This window comes from Flavobacterium sp. P1_E4, assembly GCF_056405915.1.
In genome coordinates, this window is the sequence record NZ_JBFUBE010000007.1 from 96,221 (window position 1) to 108,918 (window position 12,698).

Here is a 12,698-nt window from a genome sequence, read left to right on the forward strand (position 1 = left end):
CATTTTAAAATATATTTTACAATGCAGAATCAAAAACAGGTATTTTTACGTGTCAAAAATAAACATTAAAAATTATTTCTCTCAATAAGTTTAATAATTATACCCTAATATCAGTCAAACAACAATTTTTTTTTCTTTTCGAAAGTTAAAAGCCACAAAAAAAACTCCATTTTAAAATAAAATGGAGTTTTATAAATCATTGATAGTTAACTATTATTAAAAAACAATTTCCTGAGTAACCCATTTGCCATTTTTAAGCAAAATTTGTACAATTAAAAATTGTTCACTAGAATTAAAATCCGACACACTAAATTCATTACTATTCACATTTTGTTTTTCATAAATCAAACTACCTTTTAAATCATAGACCATTACTTTATCAATTGTTTCACTAAATGAATTGATTTTTATTTGACTATTTTTCACAGAAACAATTATGGAATCCCCCACTTTGTCAAAGGTTGTAGTATCTAGAGTTTTGGCAGTAATATTATTGGATAAGAATCGTAATACAAAACGATCTTTAAATACCCCTATCTCAGTGGAAAAACTATAAGGCCCTTTTTTAAGATCAACAATAACACCAGTAACTTTATCTTCAATAAATATACTTTGATCAACTAAAACACCTTCAACTCTATCTATATTGATTGTAAAAACACCCTTAATAGTTGTTTTATAACCTAATGGAACTTGATCTGTCTTTTCAAAAGGTAAGGCACGCCCTTGAATTGCAAGATTACTAGTTTTGTTTATGCTATAAAAATCGATATAAGTATTACCACCAAAAGTAATACCGTCATATAATCTATCAAAATCATTTGATGCACCAGCTACATAACCAATCAACAATTGTTTGAAAGCTCCTCCAGAATTGGTTAAATTTAACCAAACCCTACTTTTCTCACTAATATTCCCTTTCTTAGTATTCGACATCTTGAAAAACTGACTATTTGGTCCTCCTGATCCAGTATCCAAAACATCAGCCGAATTACGCATAGAATTATTAAATACAAAACTTCCAGCGTCAATACTTCTTACAAAAATGGCAACCCCCGAAGCTATTTTTCCATTTGGAGTTGCACCTCCTGTTGTTGCTGCCGTTCCTCCTGTCAAAGTATAAACAGCATAATCATTCGAAGTATAAGCATTATTCGTAATGGCCGTATTGTGAGTCCAAAAATACAAAGCTCCACCAACCATACCTACATTGCCATTTATAAACGAGTCAGCATCAATGGCTGATGGATACGGATTACCAATCAAATTATATTTAGATGGTCCTTGAGTAAGTATTTGTAATTCTCCATTGTTCGGCTTACCTATAAACTTAACTTTCTGTATATACGTTGTGCCTGTCCAATTCTCCCCATTTGGATAAACAATATTAGGTCTAGGGACACGAATAATAAATCCTTTTCCTGGTGGATTCATTGGATTTGTGCCTGCTTCCGGAACCCATGCACCATTAGCATAACTAAAAAACTTATTCGACTGAGTATTAGGAGACAACACATTCAACACTTGATCTTTCACTGGTGAACACCAATGTGTATAATCCAAATTCTTCATGGCATTCGTATTCCGCTTATAGATAATTGCCCCACTATTCACAGCACCATCATTCACTTGTACCAAACTCGCATTGTTCTCAAAAGTTAAAGTCCCAGTAGGATCAACATTCAATTCGTTTTCTATCTTTAAAATAGCAGTATCATTTAATCCGCCAGCAACTCCTACCACGACATTCACCCCAGGATTGATTTGGCAAGAACACGCTTCTAACACAGTTGTTAGTGAATAGTCACTTGCAAAAATCGCTTTTATATTATTCGATGCGCTAGGTGCTCCATTATTCCATGAACCAGCACTATAAGTTGTAGTAGGAACTGAAACAACCATCGAATTCGAATCGGGACTTGTACCACAACTATTTACAGCACGCAATCGAACATAATAGGAGGAGCCAACTGTCAACCCAGTAACATTTTCTGTGGATACATTCCCTAAAGCTATATTGTTATACAATGCCAATTTAAATAAAAATCCCGCATCGGTAGCCACGTCAAATCTATAATTTGTTGCATTAACCGACGCCACCCAAGTAGCGTCAAAAGCAGTTGCCGAACAGCCGAGAGTTAATGTCCCTGGAAGAACAGGTGCCCCAGGAATTATATTTACCGTTACAGCCACAGCACTTGATGTTACCGCTGGTGTACAGCTTCCGCTAACAACTACATCGTAGCTTCCAGCATCTACAGAGATAGGATTTGTCAATGTAAGGGTAGCTGTACCTTGACCGCTGATCACACCTCCATTTACTACTGCCACACCACCTTTTCTCCATGAATAGGTTAAGCCCGTTCCAGTTGCAGTAACAGATATTGTTTGAGTCCCTGTCCCAGAACATGTTGCAGCTGCTGGAGCAGTTGGTTGTACGGTTATCGCCGGTGCTGTATTTACCGTTACAGCCACAGCACTTGATGTTACTGCTGGCGTACAGGTTCCGCTGACAACTACATCGTAGCTTCCGGCATTTGCAGTGATAGCATTTGTCAATGTAAGTATTGCAGTACCTTGACCACTTATAACTCCGCCATTTGTTACTGCGACTCCGCCTTTTCTCCATGAATAGGTTAATCCGGCTCCAGTTGCAGTTACAGATATCGTTTGGGTTCCGCTTCCTGAGCAGATTGTAGCCGGAGCTAGAGGCTGAACGGTTATTGCTGGAGCAGCATCTATTGTTACTGGCTTATTAATATTTACACTTGTTGTACAGTCATTACCTACACTAACTGTAACTTCTCCTCCAGACGTTCCTGAAGTTACTATTACAGAAATAGTTCCTTGACCACTAGTTATTATCCATCCCGAAGGAACCGTCCAGAAATAATTTGTTGCATTTGCTACCGCAGTAATACTATAAACTAATCCTGCATTTGAAGCACATGCTGTTGCTGACCCTGTAATCGTAGGCATTGTTCCCAATACTGATGAAGATGTTGTTACGGTTTGTATTATAGAGGGTGTCGTTCTACAACTATTTACGGCTGTTATTCTATAGTAATAAACAGTAATTGGACTTAACAAAATAATATTATAACTAGTAACATTTCCAATATTCAAATTGGTATATGTAGCTAATTTGTTATTATCGAAAGAATTTGAACCATTACCGTTTGCTAAAGAAACATCCAAAATATAACTTGTCGCATTAGTAGCTGCTGCCCAATTGGCAACAAATGCGGCACAAGTTATGCCTGTAGCTGCAGATAAAACTGGTGCGGTTGGCACAGCAGTAAACGAAATAGTTACTCCCAATGTTCTAGCTGCACTAATACCACAGCCGTTTTCTGCAGTTACTGTAATGTTACCCCCCACAGCGCTCGAAGTTGTTACCGTAACAACATTTGTATTTAATCCGCTAGTAATTGTCCATCCGGACGGAAACACCCAATTATACTTTGTTGCAGAAGGAACTGCCGTAACGCTGTAAATCTCATTATTTGCATTCGTTGCGCATTGAGTTGTTAATCCAGAAATAGTTCCAGGTGTAGACGGTGCAGAAGCACTTACTGATAATGTGCCATAATTACTGTTTTTTGAGCAGCCATTTGATGTTACTTTTATTCTGTATTTATATTTATCCATTCCAACAGTAACATTGGTTATTGTAAGTGTTCCTGTTGTAACATTTGAATAAGGGGCCACATTTGTTAAGTCTATCCATCCAGAACCTGAATTAACTTGCCACAAATAGGTATAAGCAAATGCACTTCCAGAAGCAACAACCGAAAACGTTTTAGTATTACCTGAACAAGCAGCCACACTAGTTGGATTAGTAATTGAAAATGGACAAGTCCCTCCATATATTACTTCATTAACTAAATCTACTAATGTTTGCGTTTCTGGAGGATTAACAACCTGAGTGCCTGGAGCAACATTATTATCAATTGAAGTTGGTGTAATTGTTACTGTCGCGTTAGGATTTACTGCATAAATTTGTCCTGTCCCTGTACCTCCGGTGAGATCAAAATCTCCTATAATGTTTCCTCCAACTACCACGTTACCTTGTTTTTGTAATTCTGACGTAGCCGAACTTATTAAATCCCCCACTATTACAACCGTACTTTTCCAAAAATCCGTAGAGCCATTATTAATGTAATTTCCATATACCACAAGTGTTGACAGCGCAGAACCTCCGGGCATAAGGAAACTTCCTCCCGAATTCACTGTAAAATCATTATAAACATTAAGTCGTATTCCATCATTAACTGTCAAAGTACCAGAAAGACTAATGGTGTTTGCATAGGAATTCGCAGATATATTTACGCTGACTCCAGAAGGAATTATTACATCGTCAGATGCAATTGGCACTAGTCCAGTAGACCAGTTTGCTGCCGTATTCCAGTCCCCATTAGCACCTATATAAGTATTTGTCAAACTAAACACATTATTGACAAAGAAGACACATAAAAAAATTGAAAGTAAAAGTGTTTTCATAACAGAAGATTTATGTTAAACATTACAATTCTATAATAACAAAAACTATAGTTTTATATTAAAATTAAATGATATTATTTAACATTAATAATTAAATCGTCAAAACACTTTTAAATCCGCCAAAGGGAATACTCATTGATTTTAAACACTTTAGCTATTTATAAAAAAGAGGAAATGTAATATAAAATAAAGACCATTGATAACATTCCATTATTTTGGAACAAATTTTTTCTTCTAAATAAAAAAACTTAAATTTCAATTTTTAGCAATAAACCCAATACATGAAAGAAATATATTCCCTCAAAGAAGCTATCCAAAAAATAGAACATTATTGTGCCTATCAGGAACGCTGTCATGAGGAAGTGGTATCCAAACTGTGGAGCATGAAATTGAATCAGAATGAAATAGACGAAGTCATCGTACATCTTATTGAGCATAATTTTCTCAACGAAGCTCGGTTTGCTTGTAGTTTTGCCCGAGGAAAACACCGCATCAAGCATTGGGGGAAAATTAGGATTACCAATGAACTGAAAATGCGAAAAATCAATCAAACTTTGATCAATCTTGCGTTAAAGGAAATTGAACCAGAAGAATATATCACCACGTTTGAGGAACTTGCCGAAAGAAATTGGAATTCTATAACTGAGACTAATGCACTCAAAAAAAGAAAGAAATTTTGCGATTATATGCTTCGCCGAGGATTTGAAAGTAATTTGATTTATGACAAGGTAAAAGAACTGGAAATTAGTGGTCAGTAACTAAAAAAATCCGTGTAAAATCTGTTAAATCCGCACTATCTGTGGCCTATCACACAATCTAGGCTATACACTCAACAACACACTCACGGCATTCCCTCCAAAACCAACCGCATTGACCAAAACTTTACGAATAGGTTTCGTTTGTTTTTGCGCTTCAGCAAAAGGAACTCCGATGAACTGATTGTGTTGCATCATCAAAACAGCCATTTCTATACTTAAAATACCCGAAGCTCCAAAAGTGTGTCCGATTTTCCACTTATTGGTGGTCAATAAAGGTAGGCTTTCGCCAAATATTTTTTCGATTGCTTTATATTCTGTCAAATCTCCTTTTATAGTTCCTGGAGCATGCATAACAATGGCATCAACCTCAGATCTATCTATATTTTTCAGCGCCATTTTCATCGATTTCTGAAAACAAGTCGCTTCTGCCGAAATCGAAATGTTGTGTTCCAAAATTTCGGTCGCATAACCAATGCCTTCAATAAAAGCAATAGCATTATCTTTTTTCCCAATTTCGAGACAACACACTCCTGCTCCTTCTCCCAAAATCATGGTGTTTTGTTTTTTGTCCAAATCCAAAGCTCTATTGGGGTATTGTTCTTCGCTTTTGGAATAAATTTTCAAAGCTCGCATTTGTCCAATGGTAAAATCGGTCAAAGGAGCTTCACTTCCGCCAACCAAAAATTTATCGGACATACCGGCTCTCAACCAAGCGACTCCATTGAGTACGGCATGTAAAGCGGTAGAACAAGTAATGGAATGCGAAATCTCGGGACCAGTAGTTTGTAAATCATGTGCCACCCATGAGGAAATATTTCCCAAAGTAGTTGTTGGCGAAGCCAAAGTTTGGGCTTTTCCTGTTTCTAAATATTCTTGAAAGTGCTTTTCAAATAAGTCGGTTGCGCCGCGTGAAGAACCAATGTTTATTCCAAATTCGGCTCCTTTTGTCCAACCTGCTTTTTCTATGGCTTTGCGTGAAGCCACCATCGCAAACAATACCGATTGATCCAAAGATTTGTATTTTATGTCCGATTGTCGTAATAATTCTACTTCAGTCTTTGAATTTTCATCAAGTGCGGCAACTGCCGTATTTTGATGATCCAAAAATTGTGTCGAGAAACAAGGATTTTCCAAAAGGTAATTTTTCCAAATCGTTTCGGATGAATTTCCTAATGACGAAATGGAAGCTATGGCTGTTATTGAGATAATTTGTGACAAAATATTCTATTCTGATTTAAACGCAAAGGTCGCAAAGTTTTAGGCAAAGTCCACAAAGGATTCTAATTTTATAACAACAGAAAGAAACAAATTGTTACAATTATAAATACAAAATCCCTTTACTAATCTCTGCAACTCATTCGTGGGTCTTTTCTAAATAACTTTATGCTATTTCCAAAGCACTTTCAACCACTTCATATACTTTTTGCAATTGTGTATCAGTAATCACATAAGGAGGCAAAATATAAACGATATTTCCAACTGGGCGCAGAATCACTCCATTTTCAATAAAGAAATCATAAAGCCTGTTACGCAATGTTCCATAATAGCTCGCAGAAGTTTCTGTTTTTATTTCTAATGCAAAAATAACCCCGAGTACTCTTGTGGCGGTAACCATAGGATGATTTTCAACACGTTTTTTAAAATCCAAATGGCTTTTATTTATTCGGGTCAAATTATGCTGCATTTCTGTTGTTTCCAATAAAGACAAACTAGCCAAAGCCGCTGCGCAACCCGTAGGATTTGCGGTAAAAGTATGTCCGTGAAATAACGCTTTATTGATATCTTCATCATAAAAAGCATCAAAAAGATCCTGTGTAAAAGTCGTAATCGCCATCGGAATAGTTCCTCCCGTCAAAGCTTTCGACAAACACAACATATCCGGATTTTGGGTCAAATAATCACAGGCGAACGTTTTTCCAGTTTTTCCAAAGCCCGTCATCACTTCATCGGCAATGGTAAGCACATTGTTTTCTTGGCAAATTTGGATTAATTGATCCAATGCTTCGGGTTCATACATAACCATACCCGCAGCACCCTGAACCAAAGGCTCAAATATAAATCCCGCGCAATTATGGTTTTTTATAACTTCTCTCAAAGCATCAAAACTTGCCTTCTCCTGTCCTTTCACGGGAACCGGAATCCGAACCACATCAATAAACATTCCCTGAAACGCTTGTGTATAAAATGAAATTCCGCTGGCAGCCATTGCGGCAAAAGTATCGCCGTGAAAAGCATTTTCGAAAGCAATAATTGTTGTTCTCTTTTCGCCTTTATTGTAAAAATACTGCAAAGCCACTTTGATTGCCACTTCAACCGAAGTAGATCCATTATCGGAAAAAAAAACTTTCTTTTGATTGATTGGCAAAATTGCTAAAACCTTTTCAGCTAAAACAACTGCTGGCTCATGCGTAAATCCGCCAAACAAAACATGTTCCAATGTAGTGAGCTGTTTGTAAATCGCATCGGCAATAAATTTATTGGAATGCCCGTACGGATTGACCCACCAAGAGGCGATTGCATCAATATATTCTTTGTTGTTTTCGTCCCAAAGCAAAGCACCTTCTCCTTTTGTAATCGCAATAGGAAGAGCCGCTGTTTTGTGCTGGGTATATGGATGCCAAAGATGTTGGCTGTCTCTTTCGATTAAATTCATTTTACAAAGATAAAAGAAGAAAGAACCAAGAAAAAAGAGATACAATAAATTTAATAACAATCGTCTTGCCTCTTTACTCTTGTCTCTTTCCAGTTTACAAATTCAATAGTTGATCTCGGAACAAATCCGCATATTCCTTGATTACATTTTGGTCAAAATACGGTTCTTGATCGATTCGTCCAATCAATTTAACTCCAGTTTTATTCAGAATAATAGATTCAGTTGCTTTGTTTTCTTCTCCAGAAAAAATAATTCCTCCAATCGCTATTTTACGATTATGTAAGGATTCAATAGTTAGTAGTGTATGATTGATACTACCTAAATAATGTCTTGAAACCACAATCACTTTATAATCGGGTTGGATTAAATCAATGACACAATCCATATCATTCAATGGGACAAAAACACCTCCAGCCCCTTCTATTACGAAATGATTTTCGGTTTTAGGTTCTTTTATAGCTTTCAAATCAATAGTAATCCCATCAATTTCAGCAGCAAGATGCGGACTCGCAGGAGTGTTTAGCAAATAACTGTTCGGGTGAATTATTGTTTTTTTATTAGATATAAAAGATTTGACTTTATGACTATCGGAATGATCAACATCCCCAGCCTGAACGGGTTTCCAGTAATCGGCTTCTAGAGCTTCAACAATAATTGCAGAAGCAATTGTTTTACCTACATCTGTAGAAATTCCTGTAATGAATAGTTTCATCTAAAGTATTTTCTACAAAAGTAAAAAACCCATCTTAAAGATGGGCATATTTTATTCTTCTTTGAGCTGATCAATCACTTTTCGCATCTCTTTAGCATATTTCCCATAAAAATAGTGTACCCACCATTCGAGAGCCAAACCCATAAATAAGATAGAAAAAATAACAATTGAGAATGTAGTTACCAAAAAAGGAGTGCTATTTAACCCTTTAGCAAAAAAGGCAGGGGTTTCATAATACATTAAACCTAGTAAAAACAATATAAGAAAAGGTATCAAAGCAAATCCGAAAGTTTTATACAACTCCATGTTTAGCCGAATGTCAAAATAGGTTTCATACAAACTGTCTTTAGTACTTAAAGCGGTCTTGCCTAATCTTCTGTAAAACACGTATAATTTGACTAAATAATAGATGCAAACTGCCACAAATAGAGAGAAAAGCAAATAAAATGGAGCAATTGCATTGGCAGGAATGCTATAAAAAAGAGGGACAAATCCGATAAAAATAATCGAGATTATTTGATAGAAAAATTCTTTTTTTAAATTCTTTTTTATTTTGTCTAAAGGCATATTTGCCGAATTTATTTTGTCTAAATGTGTGGGAAGAGTTACATTTTCAGTTTTTTCGTTCTTCCAAGCTGATTGTATATCGTTAAAGTCCATAACCTTGTTTTTTTATAATTTCTTTTAATTTATCTTTTGCTCTGTTCAATTTAACCCTTGCATTTCCTTCCGAAATACCCAGATTGACACCAATTTCTTTATGCGAAAATCCCTCGAGTTGATAAAAGATGATCGCTTTATCGATTTTATCCAATTCCTGAACGGCTTTATAAAAATGATTCAACTGATTTTCTTTGAGATCCGAATCACTTTCATCTTCCTTAATGTTTTCTGAGGCAATTTCATACTTATCAACCTTTCGCTTTTCTTTTTTCAAAAAAACGATTGAAGTATTAATAGCAACACGATACATCCAGGTCGAAAATTGGCTTTCGCCTTTAAAACTATCATAGGCTTTCCACAACTGTAGGACAATTTCCTGAAACAAATCCTGTTGATCGTCCAGATTATCCATATACATCTTAGAAACCTTATAAAGTATTCCTTTATGCTTTTCGATGCGATTTAAAAAGTCTTGTTCTTTGGCTTTCAAAATTTTAGTTCAATATAGGTTTTACAGTGTATCCTGCTTTTTTTAATAAATTGATAACTCCAAGTTCTCCTGCTAAATGTGCAGCACCAAAGGCAAAGAAAACACTCTCTTTTTGCATCATACTTGGCATAATTTTTAACCAATTGGCATTTCGGTTATCCAACAATATTTTTTTTGTATTTACCGACATCATTTCTTCGGTCGTTGTCGTTTCATAGAGCCTGTTTATGTCTTCATTCATATAATCTTTAGTCATTGTATTAGCCATATCCGGATTAATTTTTTGCAAATAGGAAATCAGTTCGTCATCTGTGAACGATTTGTTTAATAAATCCAGTTGTTCGATAGCTTTTTCAAGTCCAACGATTGGTTTTTTACTTTCGTTTGCTTTGCTAATAAATTCCATTTCGTAAAATTTCAAATCAGGACAACCAAACGATTTCGCAAACAGTAAACTCATCACGGTTTCAAGAGTATAATTATCTACTTGTGCCAATGAAACTCCTCCGCTTTTTTGCAATACCTCTTCCAGTCTTGCTATTTGTTCCGCAGTTAATTTTTTAGACAGTGGCTCTTTACCAATAGCCATTTGCTGAATCACATTCATTTCGTTCGCATCAGCCATATTAACTTCTAATGCCAACTTTGATGTTTTAGAGAAAGCTTCTGTTGCGTTAGGTTTCATAACAAAATCTTTTCCGCATATCATATGAACGGTTCCAAAAAGATAAGAAGGTTTTTCTAATCCGTTACCCGATACTTCCCATAATACTGAATTTTTAGTTTTTGGAGTTTGTGCATTGGCCGAAAAACTGAATGCGAATACCGCAAGTGCTACAATTGATTTGAATACATTTTTCATAATTTGTTTGTTTTTTGATTGATGATTGAAGTAATCTTATTTGATTACGGCTCGTAAGTAATCAAACAATCAAAACGTTACAAAAAAATATTTATTTTTTTAAAGAAGTGAGGAAAAACAAGCTATCAGAGATGATATTTCTTTTTCTACTGGCAAATTATTATTGGTAAATGTCTTGTTGTTTGTTGCAATTCAATAATAACTTCATCAATTGCAACCGAAAGATGTCAACTTACAGGCATATTCACAAATAGCTATTGCGTAAATTATTCCCGTATCATTAGAAATTAATGATCTAATTTTATGATTATCGAAATATCAACATCCCTAGCTTGAATTGACTTTAAATAATCGACTTTCAAACTTAGCCAATAATTGCTGAGGCAATGGTCTTACCCAGATCGGTAGAAATTCCTGTATATTTTAGCCCACGGATAACACTGATTTAAGGATTATCACGGATTTTTAAAATTACTTTTTATTGTTTGTATATATAATACGTTTGAATTCTGGTTCTTCCCCAAAATTTAAGACTAATCCAACTTCAATTTCTGTTGCTTTCAAATAATTCATTAATTGAGCCACGTGAACATTCATAAGCAACTCACAAGCTTTAAGTTCAACAATGACTTTATCATCAACTAATAAATCGGCATAATATTCTCCAACTAATTGATTCTTAAAATAAACTTTAATTTGCTTTTGAGCTTCAACTTTATAGCCTAGAGATTTTAATTCAAAATACATCGCATTTTGATATACTTTCTCTAGAAAACTATAACCAAGTTGATTATAAACAGCATAAAATGCTTTTAAAATTGAATCCGTAACATTTTTATAAAGTAAGTCCGTCATAATAAATCTGTGTCAATCAGTCAAATCAGTGTTATCCGTGGGCTTATATACAAAGCTAATCAACAACGTCAATACTTTGGTTATATCTTCCTTTCTATTAAAACTGTGCAAACAAAAACGCAGTCTCTCCTGCCCCGCTGGAACCGTTGGCGATAGTATCGCTTTAACATCAAAACCATTTTGCTGTAAAGCAACCGCAATACTTTTTACCTTTTCGTTTCCTGGAATAATAACACTTTGGATAGCCGATTTACTGCGAATGAAAAGCGGACTCAAATACAGCATTTTTTTCACTTGGTTAAAAAACACAATATTATCACGAAGTGATTCAAGATCATTTTTATCTTTTTCTAAATGATGATATCCTATTAAAATTGTGGCTACCGAATGGGGAGAAAGCCCTGTAGTGTAAATAAAACTTCGGGCAAAATTAACGAGGTACGATTTTAATTCATCCGAACCCAAAACCACTGCACCGTGACACCCCAAACCTTTACCAAAAGTCATAATTCGGGCAAATATTTTGTCTTGCAAATGCAAATATTGAATCAGTCCTTCGCCTTTTTCTCCAAAAACTCCCAAAGCATGTGCTTCATCAACCACCAAATAACAGTTGTATTTTTCAGCAACGGCAATCAATTCTTCCATATTTGGACAATCACCATCCATGGAAAAAACGGATTCTGTTACTATGTAAATTAAAGTATTAGGATTACGTTGAATAAGCAGTTCCAAATCCTCAAAATCATTGTGCTTGAATTTATAGGACTTGGCATTCGACAATTGGATTCCGTCCCGAATCGAAGCGTGACACAATTCATCGTACAAAATCAAGTCGCCTTTTTGAGGTACAGCACTAAAAAAGCCAACATTAGCATCATAGCCCGAATTAAACAACAAAGCCGATTCCGACTGATGAAATAGTGCAATATAATTTTCGGTTTCAGTATATAAAGTGTGGTTCCCGGAAAGTAATCGCGAACCAGTAGCGCCATTGCTTTTTATGTTATGATCCAATAAAAATTGATGAGTAGCATTAAAAATTGCTTCCGATTTTGAAAAGCCAATATAATCATTCGAAGCAAAATCAATTAACTCATTAGGTTGCGGAAGAATGCGTAATGATTTATTTTGTCTTCGTGACTCTAGTTTATCGGACAGTTTTTTTGGAAAATTCATAACAACAAAGTTATAAAAACCAA

Annotated in this window: 10 protein-coding genes; 1 reads left to right on the top strand and 9 read right to left on the bottom strand. The window is 35.3% G+C overall.

All coding sequences use genetic code 11. The annotated features are described in order from the left end of the window. Window positions 1-216: 216 nt before the first annotated feature. A complete protein-coding gene (locus AC1DY0_RS09110) occupies window positions 217-4,503 on the bottom strand; it encodes a T9SS sorting signal type C domain-containing protein (protein WP_477188292.1) in 4,287 nt (1,428 codons plus the stop codon). 281 nt (window positions 4,504-4,784) lie between these two features. On the opposite strand from AC1DY0_RS09110, the gene AC1DY0_RS09115 reads away from it, so the two are divergent. Next, complete coding sequence (locus AC1DY0_RS09115; protein WP_477188293.1) at window positions 4,785-5,261, top strand: regulatory protein RecX; 477 nt, start codon at window positions 4,785-4,787, stop codon at window positions 5,259-5,261. A 63-nt stretch (window positions 5,262-5,324) separates the two neighbouring features. On the opposite strand, the gene AC1DY0_RS09120 is transcribed toward AC1DY0_RS09115, so the two are convergent. From AC1DY0_RS09120 to AC1DY0_RS09155, 8 genes are all read right to left on the bottom strand, one after another. Beyond that, on the bottom strand, window positions 5,325-6,479 hold the full coding sequence (locus AC1DY0_RS09120) for a beta-ketoacyl synthase N-terminal-like domain-containing protein (protein WP_477188294.1): 1,155 nt from the start codon (window positions 6,477-6,479) through the stop codon (window positions 5,325-5,327). Window positions 6,480-6,642: 163 nt separating this feature from the next. Continuing rightward, a complete protein-coding gene (bioA, locus tag AC1DY0_RS09125; RefSeq protein WP_477188295.1) occupies window positions 6,643-7,914 on the bottom strand; it encodes an adenosylmethionine--8-amino-7-oxononanoate transaminase in 1,272 nt (423 codons plus the stop codon). 94 nt (window positions 7,915-8,008) lie between these two features. After that, window positions 8,009-8,626: a dethiobiotin synthase gene (gene bioD / locus AC1DY0_RS09130; protein WP_477188296.1), complete on the bottom strand. Its 618-nt coding sequence runs from the start codon at window positions 8,624-8,626 to the stop codon at window positions 8,009-8,011. Between the two features lie 51 nt (window positions 8,627-8,677). Further along, the gene (locus AC1DY0_RS09135; protein ID WP_477188297.1) at window positions 8,678-9,286 is read right to left on the bottom strand and encodes a hypothetical protein; all 609 of its coding nucleotides are present in this window, start codon (window positions 9,284-9,286) and stop codon (window positions 8,678-8,680) included. After that, the gene (locus tag AC1DY0_RS09140; RefSeq protein WP_477188298.1) at window positions 9,276-9,779 is read right to left on the bottom strand and encodes an RNA polymerase sigma factor; all 504 of its coding nucleotides are present in this window, start codon (window positions 9,777-9,779) and stop codon (window positions 9,276-9,278) included. Before AC1DY0_RS09140 ends, AC1DY0_RS09135 begins: the two co-directional genes overlap by 11 nt. Before the next feature lie 4 nt (window positions 9,780-9,783). After that, on the bottom strand, window positions 9,784-10,641 hold the full coding sequence (locus AC1DY0_RS09145) for a TraB/GumN family protein (RefSeq protein WP_477188299.1): 858 nt from the start codon (window positions 10,639-10,641) through the stop codon (window positions 9,784-9,786). Window positions 10,642-11,112: 471 nt separating this feature from the next. Next, a complete protein-coding gene (locus AC1DY0_RS09150) occupies window positions 11,113-11,496 on the bottom strand; it encodes a GxxExxY protein (protein WP_477188300.1) in 384 nt (127 codons plus the stop codon). A 12-nt stretch (window positions 11,497-11,508) separates the two neighbouring features. Beyond that, window positions 11,509-12,675 (bottom strand): aminotransferase class I/II-fold pyridoxal phosphate-dependent enzyme, encoded by a 1,167-nt coding sequence (locus AC1DY0_RS09155; protein WP_477188301.1) that lies wholly within the window; start codon window positions 12,673-12,675, stop codon window positions 11,509-11,511. Between the last annotated feature and the right edge of the window lie 23 nt (window positions 12,676-12,698).

What these genes read in the sequence shown, in the direction of transcription:
- AC1DY0_RS09110 (WP_477188292.1), bottom strand. Translation starts at nt 4,503, where the DNA reads ATGAAAACACTTTTACTTTCAATTTTTTTATGTGTCTTCTTTGTCAAT.
- AC1DY0_RS09115 (WP_477188293.1), top strand. Translation starts at nt 4,785, where the DNA reads ATGAAAGAAATATATTCCCTCAAAGAAGCTATCCAAAAAATAGAACAT.
- bioA (WP_477188295.1), bottom strand. Translation starts at nt 7,914, where the DNA reads ATGAATTTAATCGAAAGAGACAGCCAACATCTTTGGCATCCATATACC.
- bioD (WP_477188296.1), bottom strand. Translation starts at nt 8,626, where the DNA reads ATGAAACTATTCATTACAGGAATTTCTACAGATGTAGGTAAAACAATT.
- AC1DY0_RS09135 (WP_477188297.1), bottom strand. Translation starts at nt 9,286, where the DNA reads ATGGACTTTAACGATATACAATCAGCTTGGAAGAACGAAAAAACTGAA.
- AC1DY0_RS09145 (WP_477188299.1), bottom strand. Translation starts at nt 10,641, where the DNA reads ATGAAAAATGTATTCAAATCAATTGTAGCACTTGCGGTATTCGCATTC.
- AC1DY0_RS09150 (WP_477188300.1), bottom strand. Translation starts at nt 11,496, where the DNA reads ATGACGGACTTACTTTATAAAAATGTTACGGATTCAATTTTAAAAGCA.
- AC1DY0_RS09155 (WP_477188301.1), bottom strand. Translation starts at nt 12,675, where the DNA reads ATGAATTTTCCAAAAAAACTGTCCGATAAACTAGAGTCACGAAGACAA.